Below are 17,830 nucleotides of genomic sequence, written 5' to 3' on the forward strand. Positions count from 1 at the left end.
TTTTGAATTGCCATATTTATGAAATTTGGAATGGATATATTGCAGATGTCTATGTTAATCGTCCGTGATCATAATTTTATCGAAAAGAAATTGAATTCAGCATCTAAATCCATAAATTTAATCTTTGATTTTTTTCCTTACATGAACCAACCGTCCTTTATGGACTTTTAACTATATCAAAACAACAAATAATGAAAAGATTAATTTACGTATTGATATTTTTTGTAGCGCTTAATGCCAGTGCTCAAAACAATATCGATTTTCAAAAGCCTCCAAAAGAGATTTTGGAATTGGCTGATGTGGAGAGAGCCCCATCGGTAATTTTGGATAACCAAAAAGAGAATATGATTCTATTGTATAGAAGTGCATACAAAACAATAGAGGAATTATCTCAGGAAGAAATGCGTTTGGGTGGATTAAGAATTGATCCTAAAACCAATATTGGCAGTAGAACCAGCTACAGTAATAATATTAAACTGAGAAAGCTAAAGTCTAAATCAGATGAAGCTATTCAGGTAAAAGGTTTGCCAAAGAATCCAAGATTAAGCAATTTTATTTTTTCACCAGATCAATCTAAACTGGCTTTTACAAATACAAGTAGCCAAGGTGTAGCAGTTTGGATTTTGGATGTTGCAACAGCATCGGCAGCACAAATAACAGAACCAAAAGTTAATGCCAACTTAAGAGACCCAATCAACTGGTTTAAAAATGAAGAAGCTGTTCTGGTAAAATTTGTTCCAGAAAATAAAAAGGAATTAATTAATACTAAAAGTTCTGTTCCGTCAGGTCCTACCATTTCTGAAAACGCAGGTAAAAAAGCGCAAAACAGAACGTATCAGGATTTGTTGAAAAATAAAAATGATGAGTACAACTTCGAGCAATTGGCATTGTCAGATTTGTACAAGATTAAAATGGATGGAAGTGCTGAAAAGTGGTTGCCATCAGCAATGTACAAAAGTGTGAATTTCTCTCCTGATGGAAATTACGTTATGATTTCGGTGGTTGAAAAACCTTTCTCTTACTTGGTTCCTTATTACAGATTCCCTTCAAAAACTACTGTATATACAAAGGATGCAAAGAAAGTTGAAGATGTTTTGACCGTTCCATTGATCGAAGATCTTCCTCAGGGATTCATGGCAGTTCGTAAAGGAAGAAGAAATGTGAGCTGGCGTTCAGATATGCCTGCATCTTTAATTTATGCAGAGGCATTAGACGGAGGTGATCCTGCAAATGAAGTGGATTATCGCGATGAAGTGTTTCAGCTAGAAGCTCCATTTAAAGGCAATGGAAAAAGCATTTTGAAAACCATAAATCGTTTCTCTGGAATTACCTGGGGTAATGAAAATATTGCAATTGCATATGATTATTGGTGGAATACCAGAAATACAAAAACTTATATCTTTAATCCTTCTGATGCTTCAGTTGCTCCAAAAATGATTAGTGATAGAAATTACCAGGATAAGTATAGTGATCCGGGAAGTTTTGTATCTGCAAGAAACCAATTTGGTAAATATACATTAGCCTTAGATGGCGATAATGCTTTCCTTTTGGGTGATGGGTATTCTAAAGAAGGACAATTTCCATTTTTGGATAAGTTCAACTTAAAGACTCAAAAAACAGAAAGATTATATCAGTCAAAATACACTGATAAGGTTGAAGATTTAAGAAATTTTGATGTTAAGAAAAAAGAACTTTTGGTTAGAATCGAATCTAACTCTGAATATCCTAATTACTTCTTCAGAAAATTAAAAGGAAAGAAACTAAAGCAGCTTACATCTTTTGACAATCCATTTAAGAGCATTGAAGGTGTTCATAAAGAAGTAATCAAATACAAAAGAGAAGATGGAGTAGAGCTTTCAGGTACTTTATATCTACCAGTAGGATATGATATGGAGAAGAAAGAAAAAGTTCCGATGATTTTGTGGGCATATCCAACCGAATACAAGGATAAGGCAAGTGCTGGACAAACTACTGCAAATTCGAACGAATTTACGTATTTGTATTGGGCATCGCCACTTTTCTGGCTAACCAGAGGATATGCTGTTTTGGATGATGCAGCTTTCCCAATTGTAGGTGAAGGAGATGAAGAGCCAAATGATACTTTCCGTACTCAGTTAGTTGCCAATGCAAAAGCAGCTATCGATGCTGTTGATGACATGGGGTATATCGATAGAAATCGAGTAGCTTGTGGTGGTCATAGTTATGGTGCATTTATGGTTGCTAACTTGTTAACACATTCCGATTTGTTTGCAGCAGGTATTGCGCGTAGTGGAGCTTACAACAGAACGCTTACTCCTTTTGGTTTCCAAAGCGAAGAAAGAAACTATTGGGAAGCACCTAATGTGTATTATACCATGTCTCCGTTTATGCATGCCGAAAAAATGAACAACGCATTATTGCTAATTCATGGTGAGGCAGATAACAATTCGGGAACTTATCCGATGCAAAGTGAGCGTTACTTTAATGCTTTAAAAGGATTAGGGGCAACGGTTCGTTTGGTAATGCTACCAAAAGAGAGTCACTCATATCGCTCAAAAGAGAATATTATGCATATGCTTTGGGAACAAGATCAATGGCTTGAAAAGCATGTTAAAAATCGCAAAAAAGAAATTGCTGAAAAGTAATTAATAAAAGATGCATTAGTAAAAGCTTACACAATTTTGTGTAAGCTTTTTTATTTATCCTTTAATTAGAATAATGATAAATTATAATTGAAGTTATACTGATCATAGTAAATGTTTATATTTGGTTTTTTGTTTAAATAGACTGTCTTGTAAGAAACACAAGAATTATAAAAAAATATTAAATTGTTTATGAAATACAGAATTTTTATATGTTTGATTTTTCTATCCTACTTTGCAATTGGACAGGATATTAATGTTGATTTGAATACTCGAAATAGGGCTGCGGAAGTTGCAAATAAGGCAATAGAAAACATACAAAAGCAGGACTATAAAGCTGCTATTCCATTGCTTACCAAGGCCATTTCAATAGATACGACTTTACGAAAACCTTATTTGTATCTATACACTTTAGCCACGAACCGTGAGGAGTTTAGAGATTCAGCATTGAGTTTGCTCCAAAAAGCCAAAAGAATTTTTCAACAAGACGATGAGATTTGCTACTACATTGGTGAAATATATAAAATGCAAGGTGATTTAAATAGGGCAATGTTGGAATATAGTATGGCTATCGCCTATAGTAAAATGAATGGTTCTGATTTTTATTTGGTGCCTCATTATTATTTTAATCGAGCTACAATTTCCTTAAAAAAGAATAGATTTTCCTCGGCAATTATTGATTATTCTTATGCGATACAATTAAAACCAGATTATACAGCCGCATATGTGAATAGAGGAATAAGCCTCTTTCAAGCAGGTAAAAAAGATGATGCCTGTACCGATTGGAAATCTGCAATGGATGCAGGTTCAGGTGAAGCCACAGAATATTGGGAACGAAATTGTAAAGTAAAAAAGTAACGGTTCATAATTATAAAGAGAGTAAGCCGAAAATCACTAAGAGTAGGCAAAATTTTAACACACAATTTATGAGAATAATTTTTACCACGATTTGTTTATTATTTTTTACTAGTTTAGTTTCAGCTCAAATTGAACAGGGCAAATTTTATATTAATGCTCAATCAGGTATTAGTTTTAATTCAGTTAATAGTGAATTTGAAACTGGAAGTTATGCAAAAAGCGAAATGAAATCTAAGCAATTTACATTTGCGCCAAGTATTGGGTACTTTGCTGGTGACGGATTACTTATAGGATTAAGTGTGCCATACAGGAGTCAAAAGAATGAAGATGAGGATGGAGATGAAACAAAATCAAATAGCATATCATTTGGTCCTTTCGCGCGATATTATTTTGATAATGGAGGAAGTAAAACTAAACCCTACTTGCATGGAGGATTAGGAGTTGGTGCATCAACAACCCAGTCAGGATCAAATAAGATGGAATATCGTCTTTCGAATTATGAATTAGGTGGCGGCCTTGCAATATTTTTTCACAAAAATATTGCAATTGATTTAGGTTTGATTTATTCCAATAGTACTCAAAAATATAAGGAAGATAGTGATGTGAAGTTGAAAACGAAAAATTTAGCTTTTAATGTTGGTTTTACTTTTTGTTTGTAATTCATTAAAAAAGAATATTAAAAAGGAATAACAGCTTGATGTGTTATTCCTTTCTTTTTTGCCTATCCGTCACTTTTATTAATTTTGCAAGGAATAAAACTAAGACAGAAAGATAGCGCGTGATATATCCGGAAAATTTTGAGACAAAACTTAGGTTCGATAAAGTAAGAGAACTGGTTAAGAAACAATGTTTAAGTTCCCTGGGAAGAGATTTGGTTGATGAAGTTCGATTTTCGAATTCATACAAGAATGTGAATCGAATGGTGAACGAAACCAACGAATTTAAAACCATTTGCTTAGAGGAGGAGAATTTCCCTTTGGGATACTTTATTGATGTTCGTGGCAGTTTGGAGAAAGTTCGAATTGATGGAACTTATCTTGAATTGGAAGAGCTGTACCATCTGAAGCGATCTTTAGAATCTATTTCTTCTATTTTACGATTCTTTCAAAAAAAGGAAGAGGGTGAATATCCATACCTTATGAAATTGACCGGGAATGTGAAAATGTACCCTTATATTTTCGATAGACTTAATGGAATTATTACAAAAAATGGAAGAATAAAGGACAATGCATCTGCCGAATTGCAGCAAATTAGAAGTTCTTTAATTCAAAAACAATCTACCATCTCAAAACGAATGCAGTCTATGCTTCGTGCAGCTCAAAAAGAAGGTTGGGTTGATCAGGATGTAGCTCTTTCGGTGCGTGATGGGCGTATTGTAATACCAATGCCTTCAGCCCATAAAAGGAAAATTAAAGGGATTGTTCATGATGAATCTGCTACTGGTAAAACATCATATATTGAGCCTGCCGAAATTGTTGAAACCAACAATGAAATTAGAGAGTTGGAGTATGCAGAGCGACGCGAAATCATTAAAATATTACAAGAGTTTACTGCGCAACTTCGTCCGTATATCGATGATTTGTTTTTGGCCTATGAATTCATGGCTAAAATCGACTTTATTCGTGCCAAGGCCATGTTTGCCATTCAGGTAAAAGCTTTATTGCCTAAGATGGTTAAAACGCCAACTTTGTTGTGGGAAAAGGCTGTGCATCCCCTTCTGTTTTTAACTCTGCAAAACGAGGGACGAAAGGTAGTGCCATTAAGTCTTCAGATATCTAATGAGCAAAGAATAATTCTGATATCAGGACCAAATGCCGGTGGTAAATCGGTTTGTTTGCAAACAGTTGGTTTGTTACAATACATGTTCCAGTGTGGATTTTTGGTTCCAATGGAAGAAGAATCCAAGATTGGGATTTTCGATAAAATTTTCATTGATATAGGTGATGAGCAATCCATAGAGAATGACTTGAGTACCTACAGTTCTCACTTGATGAATATGAAACACTTCCTGCGTCACTCCGATACAGATACCTTGGTGTTGATTGATGAGTTTGGAACGGGAACCGAACCTGCACTAGGTGGAGCTATTGCTGAATCGATTTTAGATAAACTGAACAGGAAAAAAGTTTGTGGGGTAATTACAACTCACTATTCAGGTTTGAAGCACTTTGCATCAGAAGCTGAAGGAATTGAGAATGGTGCCATGTTGTACGATTCGCACCAGATGCGACCATTGTTCCAATTGCAGGTTGGAAAGCCAGGTTCTTCTTTTGCATTCGAGATTGCAAGAAAAATCGGTTTGCCAGAGGAAATTCTTAAAGATGCAACCGAGAAAGTTGGTGAAGATCATATCAATTTTGACAAGCACTTGCGTGATATTGTTCGTGATAAACGCTACTGGGAAAGCAAGCGTGATAAAATCCGTCGCAACGAGAAAAAGTTGAATCAATTGGTTGAGCAATACGATAAGGAGCTGAAAGATGCAAGTAAGCTTCGTAAGGATATTATCGAAAAAGCGCAGCAGGAAGCTAAGGATTTATTGCAGAATGCGAATAAGACCATAGAAAAGACCATTCGTGAAATCAAGGAGAGTAAGGCTGAGAAGGAAAGAACCAAAAAGGCAAGAAAACAGTTCGAAGAAACGAAGGTACAGCTAACTCAAGCCGAATTAGAGGAAGAAGAGCGTATTAATCGCAAAATACAGAAGCTTAAAAATCGCGAAAAGCGAAAAGGTCAAAAAGGAGAAGTAACAGAATCGACTGAAAAAGTATCAGCTTCGAAACCAATTGCCAAAGCCAAGAAACAATTCAACCCTGATGTGATTGAGAAAGGTGATATGGTGAAGTTGGATAATCAGAATACTGTAGGGGAAGTAATTGAGATTAACGACAAAACCGCAGTGGTTGCCTTCGGAAGTATTTTAACTTCGGTAAAGGCCAAGCGCTTGTCTAAGGTTTCTAAGTCGCAGCTTAAAAAGCAGGAGAAAACTTACAACCAAACTTCGGCTTTGGTTCAGGAGCGCATCTCGAAAAGAAAGTTGAGTTTCCGTCAGGATATTGATGTGAGAGGAATGCGTGGTGATGAGGCATTGCAAATTGTAATGGATCATGTGGATGAAGCCATAATGTTGGATGTGAAAGAATTTAGAATTCTTCATGGAACAGGACATGGCATTTTGCGCCAATTGATTCGAGATTACTTGCAAACCGTTGATTTGGTTCGCCATTTTAAAGACGAGAGAATTCAAATGGGAGGTTCGGGTATTACGGTAGTTACTATGGAGTAATTGCTTTAAAGTTTTGGTGCAGTAAAAAATGGTTTACAAATAGTAGTGAGAAATGCAGAGGAATGAATTTTTGCTCGAAAATGGGAGTGAGAGAGTTCGATTTGTTGAATTGACTTGTAATTTTTCATTCAGAAAGCCGGATCATGAAATTTTCAAGTAAAAATGTTCTGAGAAATCCAGTGGAATCAAATTTTTCTTGAAAATGAGAGTAAAACTCTCAGATTTTTAAATTTTCAAAGAAAAATAGCATTCAGAAATCTAGAGAAGTCAATTTTGCAATAAAATTTGCCTTGAGAAACCCAGATTTTTGAAAAATGCCTTGTAAAAAGTCCCAGAAACTCAGATTTCTGAAAAAAACAATGTAATTTCCTTTCAGAAAGTCAGCGAAGGGCTATTTTCAATATTAGAACCTTTCAGAAACTCAGATTTGGAAAAAAACAAATTAAAATATTTTGGATAATAAGTAAGTGCCACCTCAATAGAGATGGCACTTACAGTTATATATTGTGCGATCTATTTTAAACCTTCATTAATTGCTTTCGCATAGGAGCTGGATTTTCCATAAGCCGCACACTTTTGAATGTCATCGTACAACCAAATAAATCCACCATCGATATTCTCTTTTTCGCTTGTAATTTTTTCACCAATCGTGGCTGGATTATCTCCATTTTGGCAGTTTTCACCATTTCGGCACCAAAGTCCATACGATACTTTTAGCTTTCCAAAGTACTGGTTCCATTCAGCAGGCTTATTTTTTGCTCCTCCGGCATAACATTGCAGGTAAACACGGTCGATTGTTCCTGGCTTTTCTGCTTCAACTTGTTCATAAACCGATTTCCAATATTCAGTTTCGTTGTAAGGACACAAGCCAACTTTTAATCCCATATCGGCTAACATTAATGTAAAGTCAACGGTAGAAGCAACATCAAAAGTAACTTCATCATCGTAGTTAATTGCTGTAGCACCAGTTATATCTTGCAATTTTTGAATAGCCTTATATAATTTTGTTTCAGGTCCGGTGCCTTCTTTGGCAATTAAATCCTTAATCACTTGCCACGATTTGGCTCCCCAGGCACCAATTCCCAATTCTATTCTATCAACAGAAGTTGGAGCTGTTGTCAATTGTTCCAATCTGGATTTCCACTCAGGATCACCAATAAATTCACCATCCGAATTGATTATTGGAGTATCGTTGTAATTCATACTTCCATCTTCTTTGATGTGGATGGTCCATAAAATTACAGTTGAGAAACCTGATGATTTTAAATCGTTGATCACTTCCATACCACCAGTATAAAAAGGGCCTCCACCAAAAATCGCAGAATATTTTCCTGCCGGAGAACTTGGTACTTCCTCTTTTCTCGCATCGGTATTGTTATCCGATTTGTCACAAGAATTACACGAGGCAACACCAATTAAAATTAGAATGTAGAATAGCTTTTTTAGAATTGTCATTTGAAATGTATTTAATGATTGATGCTCAAAACTACACTTAAGGACTTAATGGAAGAGTTAATTCTTGCTTAATCCTGAATAATTACCATTAATGTATAAAAAAATGCCACCTCTAACGAGATGGCATAATTATTTAGGTGTGATAATATTTTAATAAAGCAACATACTTACCAAAACATATAGGTAGTGGGCAAAGGTACCCGCTAAAATACCTCCTATGGTATGAGAAAGTAAGGCTTTAGAAGTTAGTTCACGATAATTTAATGTATCCAACATTGCTGTGTGTGTACTTAAATATCCACTCCAGCACATTCCCATTGCTGTAAAAACGGCTACAACATTTCCATCAATAATTCCTTTGGCCAAGAAAGCTTTTACCAGCGATAAAGCAGCTCCAACTGCACCTAATGATGTAACTGGGAAAGCAATCAATTCAGGAAATTTGAATCCAAATAAACCTTCGAATAACCACCAAACATATCCAGCTAGTTTAGGCAGTAATGGTACTCCTTCGTATGCTAAACCTTGGTATCCCATTGTTGGATCTTTTGGTCCAAATGTTAGCATCATTACCATAGTAGAAATGATCAAAACACCAGGGATGATTGCCAAACCAAGGTCAACACCTGATTTACCACCATCCAAAATCGAGTTTAGGAATCTTAAGAAAACACTACCTTCCGATTTAAAGCTGATTTTTTCTGTTGCACCTTCAAAATCATTGTCGGTACGCACAGGAATTTTTCCTCTGATTAATCTTTGCATTAATCTGGTTGAAACAACAGCTCCAAATAGAGCTCCAACCAAACCAATTAATGCTGGAATAAACATGTTTTCATCGTTACCAGGAATTTTAAGAGTTGACATGAAGGTAATCACGATCAAACCCATACCGAAAGCTGTACCAAAGTTGGTTAATGATACCAACTGGTAGTTTTTGAAATATTTGCTGAAGTTTTTGTCGTTTGCCAAGCTGATGATAGCTGGGTTATCCGATAAAAAGGTAAGAACTCCTGCCAATGCACCAACTCCAGGCAAATTGAATAATGGTTTCATCAATGGAGCAAGCATTTTCTCCAATAATCTTACTACACCAAATTCGATTAATAGTTTTCCTAAAGCGCCGGAAAGAACAGTAATTCCCATAATGTAGAATACAGTATTCATTAGCAAATCCCATGCTGTTTGCATAATTGTATTCAGCATATTGGATACTCCCATTGTGTGGCCAATGTATCCAAAAATCCCGAAAAATGTCAGAAGAAACATTACGGCTTCGTATCTTCGTTTCTTCAAAAAATCTGTCTCCTTGATAGATTTAATTGCGTTCATAGTTTAGGTCGTATGTTTGAGTTTGTTATTTGCTGCAAATGTATATTATTCATGCAGTTTTTTTATATGATCTTTATCAGCTTTTTAAATATCTTAATATGTTGCAAAATCATATTGTTTTTTATCATGTTTATAGTTGGTAAAACAGTCTAAATTATGGCTTGTTGATAAATTCTTCTTTATTCTTCAGCCGATTTGTACTAGCTTTGTCATCCCAATTAAAATTTCGGCATGTCAGCAGCATCAAACGCATTAAAAAAATATTTCGGATACGATAAATTTCGTCCATTGCAAGAGAAGGTAATCAATTCTGTTTTGCAAGGGAACGATGCTTTGGTGATTATGCCAACAGGAGGAGGGAAATCGATATGTTATCAGATTCCTGCCATTATCATGGAAGGAGTTACCATTGTTGTTTCACCTTTGATTGCTTTAATGAAAGATCAGGTGGAAGGCTTGCGTGCAAATGGTGTTTCTGCTGATTTTTTGAATAGTTCGCAAACCGCTAATCAGCAGGCTGAAATTATTGAAAAGCTTGTTGCAGGTCAAATAAAATTACTCTATGTTTCTCCGGAAAAACTGCTAAGTCAGGATTTCTATTATCTGATGTTACAGCTTAAAGTAAATTTGTTTGCTGTTGATGAGGCTCACTGTATTTCGGTCTGGGGACATGATTTTCGTCCGGAGTATACAAAAATGGCCTATCTGAAGAAGCAGTTTCCTCATGTGCCAATCGTTGCTCTTACAGCTACAGCAGATAACCTTACACAAAAGGATATTGTTTCTCAGTTAAATCTAACAGATCCTGAACGATTCATCTCTTCTTTCGACAGACCAAATTTGAGTTTAACTGTTGCTCCCGGGCGTGATAAGTTCAAATCCATTTTGGGATTTCTTCGTCAACGTCCACATCAATCAGGTATTATCTATTGCCTAAGCAGGAAAGCCACGGAAGGCTTGGCTGAAAAATTACGAAATGCTGGTGTTAATGCTGCTTATTATCATGCAGGTTTATCATCCGAAGAGCGTGCCAAACGACAAGAGGATTTTATTAATGATGAAGTGCCTATTATTTGTGCTACCATTGCATTTGGTATGGGAATCGATAAATCAAATGTGCGTTGGGTAATTCATTATAATTTACCTCGAAATATAGAGTCCTACTATCAGGAAATTGGTCGTGCCGGACGTGATGGATTAAAAGCGGATACACTTTTATTTTATAGCTTCTCGGATGTAATTGTACATCGTAAATTTATTGATGAGTCGAAACTTAAAGAGGTTTCGCATGCCAAACTGGAGCGCATTCAGCAGTTTTGTGATGCTCAAATATGTCGACGAAAAATTTTGTTGAGTTATTTTGGTGAACACTTGGAAGAGGATTGTGGCAATTGTGATGTTTGTAAAAATCCACCTCAATTGTTCGATGGAACCATAATTGCACAGAAAGCTTTTTCAGCAGTGGTTCGTTTGAGAGAACAAGTTGCCGCGGGAACGTTAATCGATGTTTTACGAGGTTCTTCACGTCAGGATATCATAAGCAAAGGATACAACCAAATTAAAACCTATGGAGCGGGGAAAGACATTGCTCATCAGGATTGGCAGCAATATCTACTCCAGCTATTAAATCTTGGCTATATAACTGTTGCTTACGATCATGGTAATGCCTTGCGATTAACCGAGCAAGCCAAAGAAGTACTTTTTGGAGAACGATTGGTGAAATTGGTTCATTTGGCTTCAATGAAATCAGATCCTGTGGTTAAACCAATTGAGAAAAAGACAAGCAAGCAGCTTGATAGAGAAGGTTTGTTTGAAGCTCTTCGTAAACTGCGATTACAAATTTCCAGGGATGAGAATGTTCCGCCATATTTGATTTTCTCAGATGCCACATTGCATGAAATGACTCAGGATAAGCCAACCAGCGAATTCGAGATGAAATTGATTTCGGGAGTTGGAGTTCGTAAATATCAGCTTTATGGAGAATTGTTTATTAATGAAATATTAAATTTTCAGCAAAGCAAAAATCGTGAAGCCAAAAAAAGCGGAGAATCATTCTACAAAACTTACGAATATTACAAGCAAGGGTTTTCGGTGGATGAAATTGCTAGTATACGAAAAGTAAATCCGGTTACGATATATTCTCATTTGGCCTCTTTATTTGAGAAGGGAGCTGATATCGATTTATATGAATTCTTTAGTTCTCGTGAATTAGAGCAGGTTGAAAATGCATTTCGTTCCCTAAACTATACAGAAAACATCAAAGAATTGTACATGTATATGGGCGAGGAAATAGAGTATTACAAAATACGTTTGGCCATTTCATATCTTAAAGTAACTTCTTCATAATCTTGTGCTATTGGAAAATAATTATTGATCATTGAAATGTTTTTGTTAAATTTAGGGTTCAATCTAATTAACCTGTACCTTTAAATTTAAACTAAACATGAAAACAAGATCAATTTTAAGCATTGCCATAATGGTTATGTTTATGGTGGCATGCAATCAGAAAGTTAACTTACCAGATCCGCCGGTTGCTCAAAAAATCTCTAAAGAACTAAAAATTCATGACCATACCAGAATAGACAACTACTACTGGTTAAATCAACGTGAAGATTCTGCAGTTATTAATTATTTGACTGCGGAAAATGATTACTGCGATGCAGTTATGAAACATACGGAAGAGTTTCAAACGAAACTTTTCGATGAAATGGTTGCTCGAATTAAAAAGACGGATGAATCGGTTCCTGCAAAGTCAAACGGATATTATTACTACAGCAGAACCGAAGGTGATGCAGAATATCCTTTGTATTGCAGAAAAGAAGGGGAACTGAATGCTAAAGAGCAAATCATGTTAAATGTTCCGGAAATGGCTAAAGGATTTAGCTATTATAATATTGGTAGCTATTCAGTAAGCGAGAATAATAAAATTTTAGCCTACTCAGAAGATACTTTAAGCCGAAGAAAGTACACTATAAAGTTTAAGAGCTTAGTTGGTGATAAAGTATTTACCGATGAAATTGCAAATACAACAGGAGGAATAACCTGGGCTAGCGATAACAAAACCGTTTTTTATACGGTTAAACATCCGGAAACACTTTTGCCTCATAAAGTTTACAAGCATGTTTTGGGAACTTCATCAAAGAATGATGAATTGGTTTATGAAGAGAAGGATAATACTTTCTATACTTTCTGCTATAAAACCAAATCAAGAAAATATATCATGATTGGAGTTAGTAGTACCGTTTCTTCAGAATACAGATATATAGATGCAAGCAAGCCTAATAGTGAATTTAAGGTAATTCAGCCTCGCGAAAGAGACTTGGAATATGGAATTGCCCATTATAAAGATCACTTTTATATCAGAACAAATTATCAAGCGAAGAATTTCCGTATGATGAAAACTCCTGTGAATAAAACCACAAAGGAGAATTGGGTTGAAATGATACCCAATAGAGAGGATGTATTCTTAAGCAATTTCGAAATTTTCCAGAATTATCTTGTTGTAGGGGAGCGTAAGAATGGATTAAATCAACTTCGAATTCGCAATTGGGAAACTGGAAAAGAGCATTATCTTGATTTTGGCGAAGAAACTTACGATGCATGGATTTCTGCTAACCCGGAATTTGAATCAGATGTATTGCGTTATGGATATACCTCACTAACTACGCCTAGTTCTACCATAGATTACAATATGGGAACAAAAGGGAAAACAATTATGAAGCAACAGGAGGTTCTTGGTGGTTTTAATAAAGATAACTACGAAGCCAAACGCTTGTGGGCGACAGCTGAAGATGGAACAAAGGTGCCAATTTCTTTGGTGTATCGAAAAGATAAGTTTCAAAAAGGGAAAAATCCTCTTTGGCTATCTGCTTATGGCTCATATGGATCTAGTTCGGATGTTTACTTCAGTTCGGTTCGCTTAAGTCTATTGGATAGAGGATTTGTAGTTGCAACAGCTCATGTTCGTGGTGGTCAGGAAATGGGACGATATTGGTATGAAGATGGAAAGTTGCTGAAAAAGAAAAATACATTTACCGATTTTAATTCATGCGCAGAGCACATGGTTGCAGAAGGATATGCAGCAAAAGATAAGGTATTCGCCTGGGGAGGAAGTGCTGGAGGTTTACTAATGGGTGCAATTGTGAATATGAAACCAGAATTGTATAGAGGTGTAATTGCTGCTGTTCCATTTGTTGATGTGGTAACTACCATGTTGGATGAGTCTATTCCTTTAACTACAGGTGAATTCGATGAGTGGGGAAATCCTAAGAACAAAGAGTATTACGATTACATGCTATCTTACTCGCCTTACGATAATGTAAAAGCGCAAAGTTATCCTGCTTTGCTGGTAACAACAGGATTGCATGATTCGCAAGTACAGTATTGGGAACCAGCTAAATGGGTAGCTAAGCTTCGAGATGTGAAAACTGATGATAATCCATTGTTGTTAAAAACTAATATGGACTTTGGACATGGTGGAGCATCAGGAAGATTTGAAAGACTAAAAGAAGTAGCTTTAGAATATGCTTTTGTTTTTGATCAGATAGGAATTGATGAATAAAAAAAATAAGAATGTTAATGGAAAAGCGCTCGTTTCGGGCGCTTTTTTTGTATATTTAAAATTCGATTCTGACTATAAAAAACAATTACGCTTATGATTCGAACCTTAATTATTGATGATGAGATGAAGAGTCAGGCAACTCTTCATAAGTTGCTTGAGAAATATTGTACTGGGATTGAAATTGTTGGGTTTGCACATAATGTAAAATCAGGAGTTGAATCAATAAATGAATTGAATCCGGATTTGGTTTTTTTAGATATTTCTATGCCCGATGGTGATGGATTTGAAGTACTACAAAAGATCAAAAGTCGTGATTTTGAAGTGGTATTTACAACTGCTTTTAATGATTATGCGATCAAAGCTTTTCAATTTTCGGCTTTGCATTATCTATTAAAACCAATTAACTACATAGAATTACAGGCTGCTGTTGAACGTTACAAAGAGAATCATAAAGATTTGGATTTGAATGAAAAGATTCAAGTATTGTTTGATAGTTTGAATAATCAAAACAAAAAGATTGTATTGCCAACTTCCAATGGACTAAAGGTAGTAGAGATCGAAAAGATTGTCTACTGTAGAGCCGATGGTAGCTATACTCACTTTTATTTTTTAGACGAGGAATCTATTATGGTTTCAAAAGCCTTATCTAATTTCGAAGAATTACTTCCATCTGAAATGTTCTGTCGAGTACACAACAAGCATTTAATCAACTTAAATTTTGTTGATAATTACGTAAAGGGAAGAGGAGGAAAAGTGATACTTGAGAACAAAGAGGAAATTGAAATATCAGAGGGTAGAAAAGCCGAATTCCTAAAAAGATTAAAAAATATAGCTGATTTTTTACCAGATTCTAAAAAATAGAAATACGTATTCACAAACTCAAATTACGTATTCGGAAATTAGTATTACGTAGTGGCGAATTATGCATTGAAAAGGCTGTTTTTCTTCAGTATTTTCACGTTGAAATTGAAGAACCACTACTATGATTGAACAATTAAAATCTGAAATTCTCAAAAAATTTGGTGAAGATTTGGTTTACACCAAAGATTGCAAATTTTTAGCAGATACAATTTGTGAAGAAACAGGTAGCAGAATCAGTACTACTACAATTAGAAGATTATTCGGTTTTTTAAAAAGCACTACTACACCTGCCAAATACACATTAAATATTTTATCTGGTTATCTGGGTTACCAAAGTTGGGAGCATTTTTGTAATTATTGGGAATATCAACCAAAAGAAGAAATTGCACCAAAAGAAAACTGGTCTGATTTTTATAAAAAAGCAATTTCTTTTAGCACGGATACTTACAAATATATTTCGGGTCAATCTGGAATTCCTTTTAATGCAGTAACTCCTAGAGAAGAGGCAGAGCTGAGAATAGATAAGTTTTTGAATTCAGGCAATAGTGCCTTGGCATTTATTGCGCCAGGTGGATTTGGAAAATCAACCATGATTGCCAAGTGGTTTGAAAGAAAATGGCTTAATAAGAAAAACGATGATGTGATTCTATTTTTGAATGCATCTATGATGATCAGTTTTTTGAATGCAGATTTTAAGCTGGAAGATTGGTTGCAGGATCAGCTTAAGTTTACACAAAAGGATTCTTTAAAATATTTCCTTGAACATCCGAATGCATGCGAGAGTAGAATTATTTTCGTGATTGACGCATTGGATGAAATTACCTATGATAATTTTAAGTTGGAGAGGGTATTCTTGCAGCTTAAGCAGTTTATTTTAAACTTTAAGGATTCTGATAAAGTTAAACTGATTTTAACCTCCAGAAATACAACTTGGCAAAAATTTGCTATGCCTTTTGTTTTTCAATCAAATGCTTTGAAAGATTGTTGGTACGATTTAAATGATGATTCCGAAAAGATAAATGAGGCAAATATTCCACCATTAAACCATAAAGAGATTCAAAGAGTTCTTGAAAAAACTTTAAATCTTCAATATGCACCCAATGTTAGTGTTGATGATTTAACATACTTGCAGAAGAAAGTTATCTCTAATCCATTTTTTTTGGAATTGTTTATCAAACTATTTTCTCCCAATAACATTCATAAACTAAATAAAGGATATGAATTGATGCGTGAGTACATTAAGAATAAGGTTTATTACTCACGCTATTCTGAAGAGAAAATTGATATTTTATATTCCATTCTGGACCTAATAAATCATGGTAAGGAAGGAACCTCAGCTAAAAAATTGGAATTAAGAGAAAAATTTCCAATTCATTTAAAAACAGCAGGAGATTACTATGCTGCCTACCAGGAGTTATTATCTTTTGGAATTATTACTGAATACATCTCTACCAATAAAAAGAACAATTACTGCAAGTATGTAAAGATTACCAACGAGGTACTATTTGAAACATTAATTGGAATAAGTCTTATTGAGAAGAATGGAGAATTGAACTTTGAACTTATTAAAAAAGTTGATGAGGATTATCAGGGCTATGAGTTGAAAAATAGATTAATTTCTTATTTGCTAGAATCAGCATTTTTGAGTGGCAAACACATGGAATTAAAAAATCTGTTTGAGTTAAGTGATGATACCATTTCTGCTCCATGTGTATTGGAAACCATTTTTAAATCTTCTATTTATACAGAAAAATACAAGTTTGAATTAATTCAGCATTTAGCTGAAAATAAGAAGTCAGAGAAAATATTTTCGAAAGCATTTTCGGATACTTTAAATGTTAAAGATCAATCGAAGGAAGTTCTGGAAATATTTGCGAAAAATGGTGCTACAAAAAACTTAAGAATTAGATCTCTAAGTTTATTGCTGATATCTGCAATGTTTAGTTATGAATCAGACAAGGCAACGGCTTATTACGATGAATTGGCGCAGGAAGAAGCAGATACAAGCTGTTCAGGTTTTACAATAGCAATACGATTGGCAGCAGTTTTAATGTACAATCATTTTATAGGTAATGATACCGATGATATTGAATTGTTTAAACTGTTCTATTACCGAGAAATGGCATATTTAAAATATGCAGAAGTAAATAGTGCGGTTGACGGAGAATTTGAATTAATTCTTTGCATGGCATTAACCTATATGGAATCATACCACAAGGTTTTACAATTGGTAGATGATGCGGAACATTTGTATAAAAGTGAAGAAGATAAGGGTTGGTCGTCGAATTATAAATTGTTACAATGCTATAAGATTTTTGCACAGTATTCACTGGGAATGACTATAAGCAAAGAACAAATTGACTATTTGTTAAACAGTAAAAGTGAAGTTAACTCATCTCAAAATTACTACCTACAAATATATTATAACTCATTTTTGAGTACTTGTTACCAGGAAAAGAACAAGGTTCAGAAAGTTGAGGAATTTTTTAACAAGGCAATTGAGTTAAGCGAATTTACAAAATATCATTCATGTACAGTAAGCCTTTACAGGAAAATGGCACGTTTTTACAATGGCATTAATGAGAAGACCAAAGAACAAATTTGTATCTTAGAGGAAACACGATTATTAAAGAAATATGCGTCTAGCTATACTTTAGAGGCATTGTTAGTATAATACTCTTCACAAATTCACTTTAATTTTAAAGCTGTTTGTTTAGGCAAACAGCTTTATTTTGTTTATTATATTACAATTCCGCTTCAAAATTATAACTTTACGATTATTGTGATTTAGGAAAGTTTTACCCATGTATAAATGGGAACTTCTTTTAAATCAAGAATAATAAGTACATGAATAAA

General features: G+C 34.8%; 10 protein-coding genes. 8 read left to right on the forward strand and 2 right to left on the reverse strand.

Features of this window, described 5'->3' with window-relative positions; translation table 11 throughout:
- Nucleotides 1-191 precede the first annotated feature (191 nt).
- From BXY64_RS05180 to BXY64_RS05195, 4 genes are all read left to right on the forward strand, one after another.
- The gene (locus BXY64_RS05180) at nt 192-2,624 is read left to right on the forward strand and encodes an alpha/beta hydrolase family protein (RefSeq protein WP_120238856.1); all 2,433 of its coding nucleotides are present in this window, start codon (nt 192-194) and stop codon (nt 2,622-2,624) included.
- Nucleotides 2,625-2,813: 189 nt separating this feature from the next.
- Nucleotides 2,814-3,479, forward strand: coding sequence for a tetratricopeptide repeat protein (locus BXY64_RS05185; RefSeq protein WP_120238857.1), 666 nt, complete (start codon nt 2,814-2,816; stop codon nt 3,477-3,479).
- A gap of 68 nt (nt 3,480-3,547) precedes the next feature.
- Nucleotides 3,548-4,138 (forward strand): outer membrane beta-barrel protein, encoded by a 591-nt coding sequence (locus BXY64_RS05190; protein WP_120238858.1) that lies wholly within the window; start codon nt 3,548-3,550, stop codon nt 4,136-4,138.
- 119 nt (nt 4,139-4,257) lie between these two features.
- On the forward strand, nt 4,258-6,765 hold the full coding sequence (locus BXY64_RS05195) for an endonuclease MutS2 (protein WP_120238859.1): 2,508 nt from the start codon (nt 4,258-4,260) through the stop codon (nt 6,763-6,765).
- A 513-nt stretch (nt 6,766-7,278) separates the two neighbouring features.
- On the opposite strand, the gene BXY64_RS05200 is transcribed toward BXY64_RS05195, so the two are convergent.
- Both BXY64_RS05200 and BXY64_RS05205 read right to left on the reverse strand, forming a co-directional pair.
- A complete protein-coding gene (locus BXY64_RS05200; protein WP_211334407.1) occupies nt 7,279-8,220 on the reverse strand; it encodes a hypothetical protein in 942 nt (313 codons plus the stop codon).
- 150 nt (nt 8,221-8,370) lie between these two features.
- Nucleotides 8,371-9,552 carry a CD0519/CD1768 family membrane protein gene (locus BXY64_RS05205; RefSeq protein ID WP_110361603.1) on the reverse strand — a complete coding sequence of 394 codons (1,182 nt, stop codon included), beginning with the start codon at nt 9,550-9,552 and terminating at the stop codon, nt 8,371-8,373.
- A 231-nt stretch (nt 9,553-9,783) separates the two neighbouring features.
- On the opposite strand from BXY64_RS05205, the gene recQ reads away from it, so the two are divergent.
- The 4 genes from recQ (at nt 9,784) to BXY64_RS05225 (ending at nt 17,648) form a co-directional block, all read left to right on the forward strand.
- Entirely contained in the window at nt 9,784-11,898 is a 2,115-nt protein-coding gene (recQ, locus tag BXY64_RS05210) for a DNA helicase RecQ (protein WP_120238860.1), read from the forward strand.
- A gap of 97 nt (nt 11,899-11,995) precedes the next feature.
- The gene (locus tag BXY64_RS05215; RefSeq protein ID WP_120238861.1) at nt 11,996-14,113 is read left to right on the forward strand and encodes a S9 family peptidase; all 2,118 of its coding nucleotides are present in this window, start codon (nt 11,996-11,998) and stop codon (nt 14,111-14,113) included.
- A 93-nt stretch (nt 14,114-14,206) separates the two neighbouring features.
- Nucleotides 14,207-14,974 (forward strand): LytR/AlgR family response regulator transcription factor, encoded by a 768-nt coding sequence (locus tag BXY64_RS05220; protein ID WP_120238862.1) that lies wholly within the window; start codon nt 14,207-14,209, stop codon nt 14,972-14,974.
- A 121-nt stretch (nt 14,975-15,095) separates the two neighbouring features.
- Nucleotides 15,096-17,648, forward strand: coding sequence for an NACHT domain-containing protein (locus BXY64_RS05225; RefSeq protein ID WP_120238863.1), 2,553 nt, complete (start codon nt 15,096-15,098; stop codon nt 17,646-17,648).
- Nucleotides 17,649-17,830 lie beyond the last annotated feature (182 nt).

The sequence above is a fragment of the Marinifilum flexuosum genome (genome assembly GCF_003610555.1).
Lineage (GTDB): Bacteria > Bacteroidota > Bacteroidia > Bacteroidales > Marinifilaceae > Marinifilum > Marinifilum flexuosum.

Bases quoted from the DNA above. Each gene is read 5' to 3' on its own strand.
- BXY64_RS05180 (WP_120238856.1), top strand. From the start codon at position 192: ATGAAAAGATTAATTTACGTATTGATATTTTTTGTAGCGCTTAATGCC.
- BXY64_RS05200 (WP_211334407.1), bottom strand. From the start codon at position 8,220: ATGACAATTCTAAAAAAGCTATTCTACATTCTAATTTTAATTGGTGTT.
- BXY64_RS05190 (WP_120238858.1), top strand. From the start codon at position 3,548: ATGAGAATAATTTTTACCACGATTTGTTTATTATTTTTTACTAGTTTA.
- BXY64_RS05185 (WP_120238857.1), top strand. From the start codon at position 2,814: ATGAAATACAGAATTTTTATATGTTTGATTTTTCTATCCTACTTTGCA.
- BXY64_RS05215 (WP_120238861.1), top strand. From the start codon at position 11,996: ATGAAAACAAGATCAATTTTAAGCATTGCCATAATGGTTATGTTTATG.
- recQ (WP_120238860.1), top strand. From the start codon at position 9,784: ATGTCAGCAGCATCAAACGCATTAAAAAAATATTTCGGATACGATAAA.
- BXY64_RS05205 (WP_110361603.1), bottom strand. From the start codon at position 9,552: ATGAACGCAATTAAATCTATCAAGGAGACAGATTTTTTGAAGAAACGA.
- BXY64_RS05220 (WP_120238862.1), top strand. From the start codon at position 14,207: ATGATTCGAACCTTAATTATTGATGATGAGATGAAGAGTCAGGCAACT.
- BXY64_RS05225 (WP_120238863.1), top strand. From the start codon at position 15,096: ATGATTGAACAATTAAAATCTGAAATTCTCAAAAAATTTGGTGAAGAT.